This is a genomic window from Pseudomonas fluorescens, from assembly GCF_030344995.1.
Classification (GTDB): Bacteria; Pseudomonadota; Gammaproteobacteria; order Pseudomonadales; family Pseudomonadaceae; genus Aquipseudomonas; species Aquipseudomonas fluorescens_BF.
This window is the reverse complement of sequence record NZ_CP128260.1, coordinates 4,740,347-4,755,824: the sequence shown is the minus strand read 5'-3', so window position 1 is coordinate 4,755,824 and position 15,478 is coordinate 4,740,347. Positions and strand designations below refer to the sequence as shown.

Here is a 15,478-nt window from a genome sequence, read left to right as displayed (position 1 = left end):
TTAACGTTTCACCCGGCTGAGTTTTTTGTCGCGAGAGCAAAAGGCGATAAGTGCTGGAGATTTGAATCCATGTTGAACACCCAGCCAGCTCCCGGACACTCTCATGAAGTTGTCGATTGGCATCCTGATCGCTGGAAGTATCAACTTCCAGCCCATTGCGGGCAGGTGTTGGCGTACTGCCTTGAGATCCCGCAGAGTCAGTCCCACCCAGCTGCGTAACAGCACAATAAAGCCCTTCGGCTGGTCGTAGTGGAACAAATGGTCGAGTGCCATGCTTTCATCGAAACTTCGCTGGAAGCGCTCCCATAGACCGTAGTTATGCGAGTGATAAACCACGGCTTCCCGGCTATAGGCTTTTTTGTAACCCGCTTCAATGATGATCCGCGCCCAGGCCTGGTCTTCGGAAAAATCGACTTCCGGGTAAGGGTGAAGTTTCCATACCGAGCGGCGGATAAGCGCGTTGTTATCAGAAAAGAAGTACAAAAACTGACGATAGCCGGCGTCTTGCGCGTATCGCTCAGGATCTGTCAGCTGGACCACGGGGCGGGACTCGAATCCTGAGAAATGTTGAACCAACTCATCCTGTGTGAAAAGTGACGCATCATCGTAGGCAATATGCCGGCCGAATACGCCGGCGATCTGATCATCAGCTTCGATCGTGCTCACCAGGCAGTGCAGCCAGTCATTCGCCACCGGTTGTGCGTCCTGAGTCATCATGGCGATGAACTCGCCTTTTGCATGCTCAATGGCGGTGTTGCGTGTGCGTCCGTGCTGAAAATCTTTCGCTTCAATGGTAATGATACGAACGTCAGGATTCTCCCTGGCAATTGCCAGGGTTTCATCGCTTGAGCCGGAGTCAATCACAATGACTTCAAAGGGCCAGTTCGTCTTCTGCTCCAGAACAGCTCTCAAGACCGAGCGGAAGCGACTACCACCATTTTTTGTGGGAATGACGACTGACACTTTGATATTGCAAGAGTCCATCATTTGCCGAGTGTTCTCTTCATCCAGGCACTGGTCAGGTTCAAGCCTTCTTCCAGACCCACCTTCGGCGTCCAGTTGAGTTCCTGTGCCGCCAGCGTGTTATCCAGCACGTTTATCGGAACGTCATACGATCGGCCTGCCAGATAAAGCTTGTCTATTGCACCGCCGAGCACGGTCTCGATTCGCTCAATCAGCTCATTGATGGAAACACCCTTGCCTGAGCTGATATTGAAAACGCTGTGAGGACCTTCATACCTGAGGGCCAGGGCAAAGGCTTCGGCTACGTCCGACACGTAAATGTAGTCGCGAGTGACGCTGCCATCTCCCCATACCTGAATCGATTCATTTTTCAGTGCACGGCTCAGGAACACACCGACGGCGCCCTGTGCAGTTTCCACTCGCTGGCGTTCTCCATAAGGGTTGGTCACCCGCAGCACGGTGGCTTTTATGCCGTGAAGGTGTTGATACATCAGCAGGTATTTTTCGATCGCCAACTTGGTGATGCCGTACGACACCTGAGGGTCGGTAGGGTGCTTTTCGTCCACTGGCAAATAGTTAGGCGCGCCATATACGGTTCCCCCCGAAGAGATGAACACAATGCGCGAAACATTCTTTGCCACCATCGCTTCCAGCATTTGCAGCGTCGCGACCAGGTTGGTCTGGACGTCGTAAATCGGATCGTCGTTAGAGGTTTTCGGCAGGGTGGTGGAAACCAGATGCAACACTGCGTCCATTCCGTCGATGGCTTCAGTGACGTCATGTTTGCTCATCAAATCGCCGGTGACCCATTCGACGGACTCGGTTGATTCGAATTTTCGGTAGGCTTCAACCCTCGGTCGCTCGAAGATGCGCAGTGAGTGACCGTCGGCCAGCAGACGGTCGGCAATCGCCGAGCCAATAAAACCACCACCACCAAAAATTAGTATTTTCATGTTATCTCGTAATGCTTTTAACGTTGGTCAACGCGATGTCGTAGCCGTTGCTTTGTACGATAAGGGGGAACAAGCGCTCCAATGCGTGCAGCATGCTTCCGTCATACGGAAGTGGCTCGGCCGGGTAGTCGTCCCAGGACAACTCCAATTTATCCAGCGAGCGAAGGCTTTCGGTTCGCGCCCAGAACATGCTGCCCACCGGAAATACAATGTTTTCCGGTAATTCAGAAAGGCCAAGACGTACCTGAAGTTCCTCGGCGTAGCTGCGATTCTTGCCCCAGCAGACAATATGTGGATCGTCTGCGAACACCATGCCTACGCGTTGATCACTTAGCAATCTGGAAATGATGACGTCCGCCATTGGATGGGCCCGTCCCAACAGGTTTTCAAGCAGGAAGTCGTACCAGACACTGCCGACTTCGGGATTGCTCTGATCCTTGCTTTTTTTGGTGTGAAAGTGGCCGATGACGTCGTAGTCCCGCAAATGGCGTCGGTTAAAAGACGTCAGAAACGGGCCGATGTCGCGACCCCTGTTTGGCACAACCTCAATGGCGACCACATTGCCGGCATACCTGGACTTCAGGGTTTCGAGTTCTGCCTTGACCTGATCATTGGGTGCGCTGAGGAACAGGTCGGGACGCACCTTGTTGATGGACAGGCAATCGAGGACCTCGTCGAACAGGTCGGCATAGAAGACGTGAACATGCAGCGCAACCCGGCCCTGCTGCACATCAGCGGTGACGGGCGAGGAGGGGGTAAGTACTTCATCAATCCAGGGGCCATCCGGTTTTCCAGCCCGCAGATAGCAGGCAAGTGGATTCTGGCCAGCCCGGTAATCGCTGGACTGCTCGGCAAAAATGGCTGGATGGAAACCGGGAAACAACCTTCTCTCTTTGATGTTGTTGGCCCAGGAACGTCCATGCATGCGCAATGTGTCGAAATCGGAAATGGTTCTGTGATACCGCGGAATGAAGTCGCTTCGGTAGACGTCCGCCTGCTCGATAGTGGCAAAGTCGAGCTTTTCCTGGGCTGCTTGTGCAATAGCCTCGATCGCAATGGACTCCAGACCGTCTATATAGGTCTGCATCGCAAAACGATGAGCCGATGCAGACTTCAAGGTTTCGCCGATGGTCGATACGCGAGCAGGGTCGGCCATCAATGCCGTCAACTTGCGGGCCATGTCCGATACGTTCAGGTACCGTGCTACGCACGCCTCGCGCAAGCCGCATTCATCAAGAAAGTCGACGATGCCGGTGGTTTCGGCGAAGCATACTACAGGTAGTCCGAGGCTCATGGCGTCAATTGCCACATTGGGCAATGGATCCAGGCGCGAGGTGATCAACACGGCTGAGGCCTCGTCGTAAACGACCTGGATCGCCGATGTTTCAGAAATGAAGGTCACATGATTTTCAAGGCCGGCTCGTCGAATCTGATCAAAGAGATAGGCGGAGTACTGGACGTCGTTTTCCGGATCGTACCCTTTGCCAACCCACACGAAGTGCAGGTCGTTCATTTCACCGTTTTCCAGAACGCGGGCAGCACAATCAATGAACAGATCAACGCCTTTGCGCAGTTGAACCAGTCCTGCGCCGAGCACGATTCGTTTATTACCTTTTTTCAGTGTCGTGAAGATGTTTCTTAGGCGTGTCTCTTCCCGAGCAACTTCATGTTCGTCTATATCGGCAAAAGTAACTTCGCAGCGACCCTGCGGAAGGATATCCGCTGCAAAGCTGCCCAGATTCGGGAAGTCCTGTATGGCGCTTTGATGAATGACCTTGGAGGAGAAAACCGTACGAGTCGACCAGAACATACTCTCCAGAAACGCGGTTTTCGGGCGGGTATAGGCGGAAAACTCGTGAAGCAGGCTTATGGCTGGAACGAAGTTGGCCGACAGCCCCTGGAGCATTACACGGGATTCTATGCTGTTGACCAGGGCAAACTTTATCTGCGTCTCGCTGCAAATCTTGTCGATCAGGACACGTGCGTGACCTGGATTGAACCGCATTCCTGTGGCGTCAATAAATACTGTGCCGGAGTTTTTGAATTCATCTGTCAAATCACCTCCACCCAATACGATTGCAATCACATTGTAACGACGCTTGAGCATCATGATCAGATTGAGGCTGAGAATCGGTGCTCCGGTTCTGGAAGCCTCGTGACTGACAACAATTACAGTCTCGCGTGCAGGATCAAGCTGAGCAAATTCAGCGCCGCTCTTACCTAAAGTCGGTGAGTGGCCAACGCGACCTTCTTTACGTCCATGAAACACATAGTGGGAGAAAGGGTCGGTGCCGGAGTCTTTGATGTCCGGGTATTGGTTCAAATAAAAAACCGGATCGAAGTTAAGGGAGTCTCCCTTGGCTTTGACGTAGGCGCGAGCATAGAGGCCCTGGGCAACGCCTAGCGCCAACTTCTTGATCTGACGCCCTTTATTGCGCAATTTTGTATTCAACTTGTTCATTCGATCAGCATTCGATTAGTAAGTGACGCCAGTGACGACTGTCGTTTTCATGAGCATGCGTTTGCTGACGCAGACTTGCGGCAGAAGGCGAGCCACAATTCGACTTTCCACTTGTGATGTGAGGTGCATCTGCTTCATTGCCGATTTCAGTGTCGGCATGGAGTCGACAAGTGGCGACAATGTCGCAGGAACGCTAAGGAATGTTCCGTTTACAGGATAGGGCTGGTGCTCATATTCCGGCTTTTGAATATCGATGGCTCGGCAGAGGTCGGCGAGAAGGGGGGCATCTGTTGCCAGATGGCCGATGTTCGGATCATCAGGGAACACAAGTCCTATCGGATCGGTGCTGTTGGAGTCGGTCAACTGGCTGGCGATGGTTCTCAGTGCCAGATGCTTGCCGCCGATCATGTTCTCGACCAGAAAACGATGATAAGCCGAATGACTGGTGAACTCTGGGTTCACAGGATCCGCTTGCAGGTTAATGTGGCCGACCATATCGTAATTTTGATAATTGGCTTCGACCAAATGCTCGAGCATTGCGCATAGGGCGCTTCGTTCGTACACCTGCACGTCGAGTGACAGATTGCGCTCGGTCTCAAGAACTTTGTGCAGTGCAAGTCGCGTTGCCTCATCCCTGGTCAGTACGGTCACGGTCACGCGGATGCCGGAGGCCGTTATCTTGTCCAGAATACTCAGCAGATGTTCAGGCAATTGGACACTGAGGTACAAAAGAACCGTACGGCCACCCAGTGCCGAGTTTGGTTTCCCCCAATCGATATGAGCCTGGTTCCATGGGCCTTGCGGACGACCCGAGCGAAGGAAATGGGCAAGAGGGTCTTGCTGACCGACCGCGTCTGCATTGAGTACTTGATAGAGGCTCGGGTCAAAACCCGGAAACGGCTTGCGACGCAGTATGCCTCGACTCCATGACCGAACATAACGACGCACGGCCTCATCCGCATCTTTCAAGCGCACGTTGGCGGGCGTGTAGAAACCGATGTCCATTGCTCCAGCCTCGGAAATCGTGATGCTGTCCTGCTTTTCCTGAAGACTCGACGCTTTCTGGCAAGTGGCAATGTCTACCAGTTTTGCAACGTAGTCGGCCATGTTGAACTCGCGGCTGGCGATTGCCTTCACTTGCTCGCCTACCTCGGCCCTTACGCTACTGGATGATGCCAGGCGAATGATTTTGTCAGCCATGTTGCTAGTGTCGAGGTATGGCGCCACACATGCCGATTCCAGATCGTTGCGCTTGAGGATTTCGGCAATACCTGTAGTCCGGTCAAAACACAGTACAGGCAGACCGCGAACCATGGCGTCAATAGCGACGTTCGGTAGCGGATCGAGTCGGGAGCTGAGCAGCAACATATCGCTCATGGCATAAACCTCCTCGATCTGCGCAGTTTCAGAGATGATCGTAAATTGTTCAGCAATGCCGCTGCGCTGGATCTGATCAAGCAGATAGACCGAATATGCAATGTCGGTTTCGGGATTATAGTTATCGCCGATCCAGACAAAACGGCATTTGTGACCGATTGGAGAGTTGATGACCCGCGTTGCGCACTCGATGAAGATTTCGACACCTTTGCGCAATTGCACTCGGCCGGCGCCAAGGATGAGGATGGTATCGGCGTCCTGATCCTGTGGTCGCATGACGTGCCGGAGTCGAAGTTTTTCAGCGCGGACTACTTCCTCGTCCTGTGCTTCGCCCGGAACGATGCTTTTGCCTTGCGCCAGCACCGGAATGCTGCAGTCGCCAAGTTGTGGTAGTGCCTGCACAGCGCTGTCCAGCGTTGCTTGTGAGGAGAATACCGTCTGGCTTGCCCACAGCATTGCATTCTGAATGGCGGATTGAGGGCGGGTGTAAATCGCAAACTCGTGGATAAGACTGACTGCCGGGATGAAGCGGTCGGCCAACGGCTTCAGCACAACATTGGATTCCAGGCTGTTGACGATCGCAAAGTCGACTTTATGGGTGTTCAAAAACTCGGTGACTGCCAAAGAAGCGCCCATTGGGTTGCTGCGGTCCAGTGGGCCGGCGACGATTGCTCCCGACTCCAGGAAGGCCTCGGTCAGATTGCCAGGTCCCAGAAGCAGTGCGATGACATTGAATTGTTGCGTCAGGTGCTGTGCAACATTGAGGCTGAGAATCGGGGCCCCGGTGCGCGATGCTTCATGACTGACCAGCAATACGGTCGGCTTGTCGTTCCCCAGGGGGTTGATCGGACGGCTCAGTTCTATCTGCGGTACGGTTCCTATCCGACCTTCATGTCGACCGTGCAGCAGGAAGTGCTGTTCCGGTTCAACTCCGCAATGAGCGACATCAGGGTACATGGCGAGATAAAAGTCGCGGTCAAATGCGATATTTTCTTTTTCTCTCCCTGGTTTGTCTTCACAGTCCACTTGCGCGGGAGACCTTGATTGCACCTTTGTCGCTTCATGGCCGACAGCGGACGCATGATTGGCTGAGGTCACGCGTCCTTCGCGAATGCCTGCGGAGAGGAAGTGCTCCCGTGCGCTGAGGGGGGAGGCGGCTACATCGGGGTACGTTTTCAAGTAAAAACGGTCGTCAAACTGATTGCCATCAGAAAGAGGGATGATCGGTTTGTTGGCTTTACTGAAAGCGCGAAAAAGCCGCCAGGTTCTGGATATAAAAAACGTCGCCCAGGCGTTGCTCAGCGTAGCGACCTGCTCGGTGGTTCTTAGCAAGTTGTCGTGAACGGTATTCAGCGACAACGTCAGATTGGCGACATGTTGCTTGAGAGATTGCTCTTGGGCCCTGGTCAGTTCGAGTGCTGATTGGCACTGCTCAAGTTCTGTCGTCAGTGCGTCATTGCGGACAGTCTGCTGCGCCAAGGCGTTTTTGAGTGCTGCTTGTTCGGTTTCATGCGTAGTGGAGCGGCAAGCCTTTTCGGTATCGGATGCCGGGAGGATTTCGTCTTCGTGATTCAGATGCTGGATATGCGTATTAAGAGCTTCGATCTGACGGTCGCGGTCGACTATCTCTTCGTTGGCTGCGACAGTTGCAGCTTCAGCTTGAGATACAAGTTGCAACATCGGTTGCATCTGTCGTAGTGCAGACATCAAAGGTTGAAATTGTTGTTCGAATTCATCACTGTTGATGGACAGTTCATCAAGCGCACACTTGCGCAGCAGTTCATAGGCTTGCGCGAGAATGGCGGGCTCGATATGACTTTTCAACAGTTCATCATCATCGTGTTGGCCATGGCGCAGATTCGTGTCCAGAAACTCTTCAGAATAACTCGCTAGCTCTTCTGGTGCTGGAGCCAGCAGGTGAAGAGCATTGGATATCCGCAGGAGCTGTTTGCCTGGATCGCTTAGAAGGTAGTCGTAACCTACAATCAAGCGATTTTCCAAATGGGTACATGCCACGGCTTGCAGCATGTGTTCCAGCCAGAGGATGTAGGATTTGACCGGCGGGAGTTGGTTGCGCGCGGTCAGTGATGCTGCAACATTCAACGGATTGCGCAAGGCAATGACATAACCGATCTCGAAGCCGAGTTCGTTCAGCAGTTTTTGCCAGAACGGAAGCAGTCGCGTAATGCGCGGATCTTTTATTCCCCACATTGAAGTCGATGAGGTTTTTTGCTTCACCAGTTCTTTGGCGGTTGTATAAATTTCCTGTATCTCGGGTAATTCGAAGACATTGGCGTCGATCACACCCAGGCGATCATATGCCGAGCCCAGCAAGCCGAGAATCCGGTTATTGATGGCAATGACATCGCTGTCTTCCCAAAAGCCGGTTGGGTTGTCGGGGCCGGCAGGGTGAAGATCGTCGCTCAAGGCGACGCCCATGGTGCTCAGACCGCGGGTAAGGGCGCTGGTGCCACTGCGATGCATGCCCAGGACAATGATGATTTTCTTGGTATTCATTGATTTAGATGCCTTGGGAAATAGTCAGCGTTGGCACGCAATGGAAGTCTACGATGCTGGTGGCCAGACAACCGGACTCGGTGATCACACGGAACGCCGCTACGTCCAGGGCACGATGTAGAAAAGTTTCAACCTGATCGGAAATTCCGGTGACGCCAGCATTGAGGAAATACATGCCAGGTGTCAGGTTGCAGGCAAACTGAAACTGGACCTGGACGCTGCTGCCGGCCTCGACCCACTCGACTGAGTCTGCTACCGAAGGCGCGGAAACCGCGCCACCGAGTTCCGCGCCGCTCACGGTCTTGATAAGCATGCCGAACCGAACGCGTTCTGCGATGGTAGAAAAGTCGACGGTGTAGCGGTAGAGATAGCTGCGTCCGCGAACCAGGTTGTTAACCTTGATGCCGGACTCGGTAAAAATGCCCGCATCTCGAATGCGCGCACCCTTGTCTTCATATTCGATTGTGCTGTTGGGCTTGAGATCGGGGTCGAAGCTCTCCTCAATCTCTTGTTCGGACTCTGTCGGTGCCAGTGTTTCTGTCTGAGGGTCGATACCTGTAGGCGCCTGTCCCGAAATAATTTGCTGGCGAATGATTGCCCGGCGGTCTGCAGCGGCATACAGCATCTTCTGATAGTTGCCCACGACTTGTTTCGGTGCGCCTTCGGTCAGTTTATCGCCGCTGTCGAGCAGGATTGCCCGGTCGCAAAGTTCGACGATGGCGCTGCCGGCGTGGGACACGAACAGTATCGTCGCGCCTTGTTGTCGAATGGCCTCAATTCTGGAAAAGCACTTGCGTTGAAACAATTCGTCGCCAACCGAAAGTGCCTCGTCGACGATAAGGATTTCCGGGTCGGCGTTAATGGCCACCGCGAAAGCAAGTCGCACCGCCATGCCGCTGGAGTACGATTTGACCTGTTGATCGATGAACTCGCCAATGTCTGCAAACGCTTCGATTTCGGCGAAGCGCTGATCGACTTCCTGGCGGCTTAGTCCAAGAATCGAGCCATTGAGATAAACGTTTTCTCGACCGGTAAACTCTGGGTTGAATCCAGACCCAAGCTCCAACAGGGCGGCAATTCGTCCACTGACTTCAACCGTGCCTTCGGAAGCGGTGAGCGTGCCACAGATGATCTGCAGCAACGTGGATTTCCCGGAGCCGTTTTTTCCGATAATTCCCACGGTTTCGCCGCGAGAAACTTCGAAATTAATGTTCTTGAGTGCCCAGAACTCGCGATAGTACTTGACGTGGGCGTCCTGAAGCCGGTTTCTGATCGGGGCCAGTAGCAATTGCTGAAGGCGCTGACGAGGGCGTTCGTAGATGTGAAAACATTTGCTCAGATTTTCAACACGAATAGCCAGATTCGATGCGGGCACCGATGCTTCAGTTGGATTCGTTGCTAGCAATTCAGAGGACATCAGCAAAACCCGATCTTGTTTTCTGGAACCACGCATAACCAGCTGCGGCGACTAATAGGGCAATGAGCAGGTAAACACCAAGCCCCATGAAATCAGGCAATCTTCCCCAAATCACAACTTCCCTCATTTGTTCGATAATGAACGTGAGGGGGTTGAGCAAAATGAGGGTCTGATATTGCTCGGGCAGGGAATGCAGCGGGAAAAAGACTGGCGACAGGAACAGCATTACAGTCGTGATAATCCCGGTCGTCTGGCCCACGTCCTGCAGATAAACCCCCAGCGATGCCAGTATCCATGCGAGGCCCAGCGTCAGTATCAGCAGAGGCAGCATGACGACCGGAACCAGCAAAGTAGTCAGATGAGGTATGCCCTGGAAAATACAGTACGCAAGAACGAGGACAGTCAGGCTGATCAATCCATGAAAAAGCGCCGCACCTAAAGTTATGATGGGCAAAACTTCCAACGGGAAAACTACCTTTTTCACATAGTTGACGTTGCTCAACACAATGCTTGGTGAGCGATTGATGACCTCTGCGAAAACGGCATGCACGATCAGACCGGCGAACAGCATGATCGCAAACATGGTTTTGCTTTCTTCGGTACCTGCCGGAGTGATACCCCAACGCGACTTGAATACAACAGCGAATACAAAGGTGTAGACACTCAGCATCATCAATGGGTTGAGAAAAGACCAAAGCAGACCTAGCACTGAGCCCCTGTATCGACCGATAACCTCACGCTTGGTCATCTGATAGATCAAGTGACGGTGCAAAAACAGATTTTTGGACAGGCCGTACAGGCTCGATGTCTTTTGCGGAACACTCATTAAAATACCCAAAAGAATGAATTTGTGAACGCTGGAAGGCAAAAGTGACGCACTACCTGCAGGGAGTTCCAGGATGCGGAGTTTTGTTCAAGGTGATTGAATCCATCGCTAGATCTTCCTGAACAGAACGGCCATGACCAGGCCGAGATTGCCGAGTAGGGTTTGCCGGTAGAACCGGCTTTTCAACATCAACGTTACTCTGGTTGTCAACGGCGCGCTGCGAGCCTGTTCAAAGCGTTGGAGGCTTGTCAGATTGTGATCGGTCAATCGCTTTTGAAGTCTGTTCAACGCGGCAATGTTCGTGTTGTTCCAGTCGTGCAGCGAGCCTTTGAGCATGCTTGTCAGGCGACGCATTCGACTCATGAACGAAGTGTTGGCGCCAATAACGTTTTGAGGATGCTGGCGATAGTCCAGGGTCGGAACCGGATCGTAGAAGACGCTTCCCCCACAGCCACTGATAAGCAAATAAGCCCACCAGTCATGGCAAACCAGTTGCGCATCAATGGGGGTTTCTACCAGCAAGGAACACGCCGCCTGATTGATCAGCATCGTGTTGCCACCCGCCAGACTCTGCATCAGTGCGTTTTCGAAACTTGGACGCTTGGCGAACAATGGAGAAAGCCCGATAGCCCGCCCCGTGGTATCAATGATCCGAGTGCGGCCGCAATACAGGGATGGGATTTCACTGGGTTGGTGGCGCTGCCAGTCCAATGCGTTTTGCAGCTTCGCAGGGTGCCAGATGTCATCCTGGTCACAAAACGCGTAATACGTATGCTCACCGCAAGCCTGTCCGAGTACAGAAAGGAAATTGATTGAGAAGCCGCGCTCGGGTCCCTTGCTTATTTTCAGCCGCTGCGAACCCCATGCCTCGCGGTACTGTTGCAGGATTTCAAGTGTCTCGTCCGTAGAGCCGTCGTCCGAAGCGTAGACAGTCCAGTCTGGATGGGTCTGCGCAGCAATAGAGTCGAGTTGCTCCTTGAGAAAACGTCCGCCATTGTAAGTACAGAGTAATATGGCCACATCCCCGGCATCTTCTGCGGGGCTGCTCAGCGTTGTTACTGTGGCGGGCAGCGGTTGATTTGACACAAGTTTGAGCGCTCTTTCCATGGTGGCGAATTGGTTTGGGCATCGTCGCGAAGCTGATTAGTTTACCGGGTTTATCAAGGTTTTACACGGCGCGAATTCGCGTGCGAATCGGGTCGGGCACCAAGGAAAAGCGGGTGGTGCCCTTTCTCGCGCTTCCTTCCATTTGTCGCGAGGCGTTTGACCCGCAGACAGGCTTTAGATACGCATAACACTTTTGACCGTGATGCTTGGGGCTTGATGAGCTGTATGCCATCATTCAGGTACATGAATTATTGGCTCGTGATCGCTGTCGAACCTTGATTCGGGCATGTCACTTTTCAAGGCATCGATTTCTGCGCACCGGGGGCACCAGTCTCTGGGAGGATCAGGCTGCGATGCTTCAGGTAAGGGAGAGAACCTATTGAGCGAAGAGTTTATGGATAGAGTGAAGACACGGCTGCTGGGATTGCCCCGGCGTCGAAAACGTTTGTTGCAGGTGACCACAGACATCGTTTTGGTCTGGGTCGCCTTGTGGCTCGCGTTCATCGTGCGTCTAGGGATAGACGACATGTACAACCCGCTCAAAATTCATCTGTGGCTTTTCGCGTCTGCACCAGCCATTGCAATTCCTCTCTTTATCCGTTTCGGCATGTATCGTGCCGTGATGCGTTATTTCGGCAATGATGCACTGATAGCCATCATCAAGGCTGTCAGTCTGTCTTCATTGATTCTTGCACTCGTCGTCTTCTGGTATAGCAATCACGAGGCCGTAGTCCCGCGATCCATCATTTTCAATTACTGGTGGTTGAGTCTGGTCATCATCGGTGGCCTGCGCCTTTGCATGCGTCAATATTTCATGGGCGACTGGTTCACTGGTGTTCAGCATGTACCGTTCACAAACCGTGACGACGGTCTGACCAAGGTTGCCATCTATGGTGCTGGCGTGGCGGGTAATCAATTGGTTGCCGCCTTACGCATGGGGCGTGTGATGCGGCCCGTGGCGTTTATTGATGATGATGCAAGTATTGTCGATCGATCCATCTCGGGTCTGCAGGTCTATAAACCCAAACATATTCAGCAGATGATTGATGTTACGGGAGCGCAGGAGATTTTGCTGGCGCTGCCTTCTTCTACTCGTGCCCGCCGTAGGGAAATTCTCAACCTCCTGGAAGGTTTTCCGCTGCACGTTCGTAGCGTTCCCAACTTTACTGACCTGGCCAGTGGCCGGGTAAAAGTCGAAGACATTCAAGAAGTCGATATTGCCGACCTGCTGGGGCGTGACGCAGTGCCGGCTCAGCCGGATCTGCTCGAACGCTGCATCAAGGGCAAGACGGTGATGGTCACCGGCGCAGGGGGGTCTATCGGTTCAGAACTGTGCCGGCAGATATTTTCGTTGCAGCCGACGACGCTTCTGCTGTTCGAACATAGCGAATTCAACCTCTACAGCATTCTCTCGGAACTCGAACAACGTGGCAGTCGTGAGTCGACACCTGTTCGTTTGCTGCCGATCCTCGGTTCGATTCGCCATCAGGACAAACTGCTGGATGTGATGAAAACCTGGAAGGTCGACACCGTTTATCACGCGGCGGCCTACAAGCATGTGCCGATGGTCGAACACAATATCGCCGAGGGCGTGTTGAATAACGTGATCGGTACGCTCAATACGGCGCAGGCGGCGTTGCAGTCGGGCGTTTCCAATTTCGTGCTGATCTCGACCGACAAGGCGGTCCGTCCGACCAATGTCATGGGCAGTACCAAGCGCCTGGCGGAGCTCACGCTTCAGGCGTTGAGTCGAGAAGTCGCCCCCGTGTTGTTCGGCGACAAGGCCAACGTGTCCCGGGTCAACAAGACCCGCTTCACCATGGTCCGTTTCGGCAACGTACTGGGCTCGTCTGGCTCGGTGATCCCGCTGTTTCACAGTCAGATCAAGTCCGGCGGTCCGCTGACGGTCACTCACCCGAAAATCACCCGCTACTTCATGACGATTCCGGAAGCCGCTCAACTGGTGATCCAGGCAGGCTCCATGGGGCAGGGTGGCGATGTATTCGTGCTGGACATGGGCGAGCCGGTGAGAATCGTGGAACTGGCCGAGAAAATGATTCATCTGTCCGGTCTGAGCATTCGTTCCGAACGTAATCCGCAGGGCGATATTTCCATCGAGTTCACGGGTTTGCGCCCCGGTGAAAAGCTCTATGAAGAACTGCTGATTGGCGACAACGTTGCCGCGACGCCGCATCCGATGATCATGACTGCCAGTGAGGATCACTTGCCCTGGGATGTGTTGAAAATACGTTTGGGTGAACTGCTCGCTGCTGTGGACGCGGATGATTACTCTCGGGTCCGTCAGCTTCTGCGTGAAACCGTCAGCGGCTATACCCCCGACGGTGAGATCGTCGACTGGATTCATCAACAGCGCCGTCTCGAACCCTGATTGTTTCACATCCTGTAACGGACGCGTTTTTGACAGGCTCCCATCATCGCCTAAGTTTGGAGAGCAGCTTCGGAAAAGCTGCTTTCTCAATTGATGATGGAGCGTCACTTATGCGTACCGGATATTTCTACTCCCTGATTTTTGCCTTGCTGACCAGCGCCTCGATTGCCGCCATTGCTGCACCTCTGGCTTCTCCCGAAGCGAACAAGGCACCCGTGGTGATGGACGCCTCAGCCACTTCTGAAAATCAAAAGGTCGATCTGAACGGTGCCGACGCGGCCACTCTGCAAAAGGAACTGGCAGGTGTGGGCGAGGCCAAGGCGAAAGCGATTGTTGCTTATCGTGAAACAAACGGGCCGTTTGCGTCCGTGGATGAATTGTTGGAAGTGAAGGGTATCGGCAAGGCGATCCTGGATCGCAATCGCGACAAGCTGGAAGTGAACTAAGCTGATTGTTCAACGCCAAGGGGCCGGTCATTGACCGGCCCTTCTTGCTTCCCGCTTCCTTCAAGCGTCGCAGGAGGGCGACAGCCTTTCCGTCGGAAAATAGAAAATTACGGCTATCATATTGCTTTGGGATTATGCCTATAATAATTTCAGTCGCCACTGAATCCCTCTGCTTTTCAGTGGTCGCTCATTCCTCACGCATTCCAGGAGTATCGTCATGAATTCCCCGAAATCCCAAGGCACGGCGCTGGTCACTGGCGCTTCTTCCGGCATCGGTGCGGTGTATGCCGAGCGATTGGTGGCACGTGGTTTTGATCTGTTGCTGGTGGCGCGCGATCAGGAGCGTCTGGAGTCCGCGGCCAGAAAACTGCGGGACGCACACGGCGTTCAGGTCGAAGTACTGAAGGCTGATCTGACGCAAAAGGATGAAGTGCTCAAGCTTGAGCAGCGCCTGCGCAGCGACTCCAGCATCAGCCTGCTGGTCAACAATGCGGGGGTTGCAGTCAACGGATTGCTGGCCAACGCCGATCTGGATGAGCTGGAGAAACTGATCCAGCTGAACGTCACAACGCTGACCCGACTGGCTTCAGCTGCCGCCGCGGCATTCACCAGTGCCGGACGCGGCACGATCATCAATATCGCGTCCGTTGTAGCCCTGTTCCCCGAGCGTTTCAATGCCACCTACAGCGCCAGCAAGGCTTACGTGTTGAGCCTGACTCAATCGCTCAATACCGAACTCGAAGGCACCGGGGTCAAGGTGCAAGCGGTACTGCCCGGTGTGACCCGCACCGAAATCTGGGAACGCTCCGGTTTCGATGCCAGCGGCATCCCGGCGGAAATGGTCATGGAAGCCGGCGAGATGGTCGATGCCGCGCTGTCCGGTCTGGATCAGGGCGAGCTCGTCACGATTCCTTCGCTGCCCGATGCCGGCGAGTGGCAAGCCTTCGTCGCCGCCCGTCATGTGATGGCGCCCAACCTGTCCCACAGTTCGGCGGCCAGCCGCTACAAGTAAAAGACTTTTG

Annotated in this window: 10 protein-coding genes; 3 read left to right on the top strand and 7 right to left on the bottom strand. The window is 53.8% G+C overall.

Going from position 1 to position 15,478, the window contains the following annotated elements:
- The 7 genes from QR290_RS21225 to QR290_RS21195 all read right to left on the bottom strand — a co-directional run bounded on the left by QR290_RS21225 (window position 1) and on the right by QR290_RS21195 (window position 11,600).
- Window positions 1-987 (bottom strand): glycosyltransferase family 2 protein, encoded by a 987-nt coding sequence (locus QR290_RS21225; RefSeq protein WP_289203538.1) that lies wholly within the window; start codon window positions 985-987, stop codon window positions 1-3.
- Window positions 984-1,916, bottom strand: coding sequence for an NAD-dependent epimerase/dehydratase family protein (locus tag QR290_RS21220; RefSeq protein ID WP_289203537.1), 933 nt, complete (start codon window positions 1,914-1,916; stop codon window positions 984-986). Before QR290_RS21220 ends, QR290_RS21225 begins: the two co-directional genes overlap by 4 nt.
- 1 nt (window position 1,917) lies before the next feature.
- Complete coding sequence (locus QR290_RS21215) at window positions 1,918-4,377, bottom strand: rhamnan synthesis F family protein (protein ID WP_289203536.1); 2,460 nt, start codon at window positions 4,375-4,377, stop codon at window positions 1,918-1,920.
- 15 nt (window positions 4,378-4,392) lie between these two features.
- Entirely contained in the window at window positions 4,393-8,271 is a 3,879-nt protein-coding gene (locus QR290_RS21210) for a glycosyltransferase (RefSeq protein WP_289203535.1), read from the bottom strand.
- Between the two features lie 4 nt (window positions 8,272-8,275).
- A complete protein-coding gene (locus QR290_RS21205) occupies window positions 8,276-9,688 on the bottom strand; it encodes an ABC transporter ATP-binding protein (RefSeq protein WP_289203534.1) in 1,413 nt (470 codons plus the stop codon).
- Window positions 9,678-10,514: an ABC transporter permease gene (locus QR290_RS21200; protein ID WP_192561935.1), complete on the bottom strand. Its 837-nt coding sequence runs from the start codon at window positions 10,512-10,514 to the stop codon at window positions 9,678-9,680. Before QR290_RS21200 ends, QR290_RS21205 begins: the two co-directional genes overlap by 11 nt.
- 108 nt (window positions 10,515-10,622) lie before the next feature.
- On the bottom strand, window positions 10,623-11,600 hold the full coding sequence (locus tag QR290_RS21195; RefSeq protein WP_289203533.1) for a glycosyltransferase family 2 protein: 978 nt from the start codon (window positions 11,598-11,600) through the stop codon (window positions 10,623-10,625).
- Window positions 11,601-12,015: 415 nt separating this feature from the next.
- On the opposite strand from QR290_RS21195, the gene QR290_RS21190 reads away from it, so the two are divergent.
- The 3 genes from QR290_RS21190 (at window position 12,016) to QR290_RS21180 (ending at window position 15,468) form a co-directional block, all read left to right on the top strand.
- Window positions 12,016-14,010, top strand: coding sequence for a polysaccharide biosynthesis protein (locus QR290_RS21190; protein WP_289205318.1), 1,995 nt, complete (start codon window positions 12,016-12,018; stop codon window positions 14,008-14,010).
- 110 nt (window positions 14,011-14,120) lie between these two features.
- Window positions 14,121-14,456 carry a ComEA family DNA-binding protein gene (locus QR290_RS21185; RefSeq protein WP_127800949.1) on the top strand — a complete coding sequence of 112 codons (336 nt, stop codon included), beginning with the start codon at window positions 14,121-14,123 and terminating at the stop codon, window positions 14,454-14,456.
- Between the two features lie 217 nt (window positions 14,457-14,673).
- Window positions 14,674-15,468, top strand: a complete 795-nt coding sequence (locus QR290_RS21180) for an SDR family NAD(P)-dependent oxidoreductase (RefSeq protein ID WP_289203532.1) — start codon at window positions 14,674-14,676, stop codon at window positions 15,466-15,468.
- Window positions 15,469-15,478 lie beyond the last annotated feature (10 nt).

Bases quoted from the DNA above. Each gene is read 5' to 3' on its own strand.
- QR290_RS21200 (WP_192561935.1), bottom strand. From the start codon at position 10,514: ATGAGTGTTCCGCAAAAGACATCGAGCCTGTACGGCCTGTCCAAAAAT.
- QR290_RS21180 (WP_289203532.1), top strand. From the start codon at position 14,674: ATGAATTCCCCGAAATCCCAAGGCACGGCGCTGGTCACTGGCGCTTCT.
- QR290_RS21190 (WP_289205318.1), top strand. From the start codon at position 12,016: ATGGATAGAGTGAAGACACGGCTGCTGGGATTGCCCCGGCGTCGAAAA.
- QR290_RS21220 (WP_289203537.1), bottom strand. From the start codon at position 1,916: ATGAAAATACTAATTTTTGGTGGTGGTGGTTTTATTGGCTCGGCGATT.
- QR290_RS21185 (WP_127800949.1), top strand. From the start codon at position 14,121: ATGCGTACCGGATATTTCTACTCCCTGATTTTTGCCTTGCTGACCAGC.
- QR290_RS21210 (WP_289203535.1), bottom strand. From the start codon at position 8,271: ATGAATACCAAGAAAATCATCATTGTCCTGGGCATGCATCGCAGTGGC.
- QR290_RS21215 (WP_289203536.1), bottom strand. From the start codon at position 4,377: ATGAACAAGTTGAATACAAAATTGCGCAATAAAGGGCGTCAGATCAAG.
- QR290_RS21225 (WP_289203538.1), bottom strand. From the start codon at position 987: ATGATGGACTCTTGCAATATCAAAGTGTCAGTCGTCATTCCCACAAAA.
- QR290_RS21205 (WP_289203534.1), bottom strand. From the start codon at position 9,688: ATGTCCTCTGAATTGCTAGCAACGAATCCAACTGAAGCATCGGTGCCC.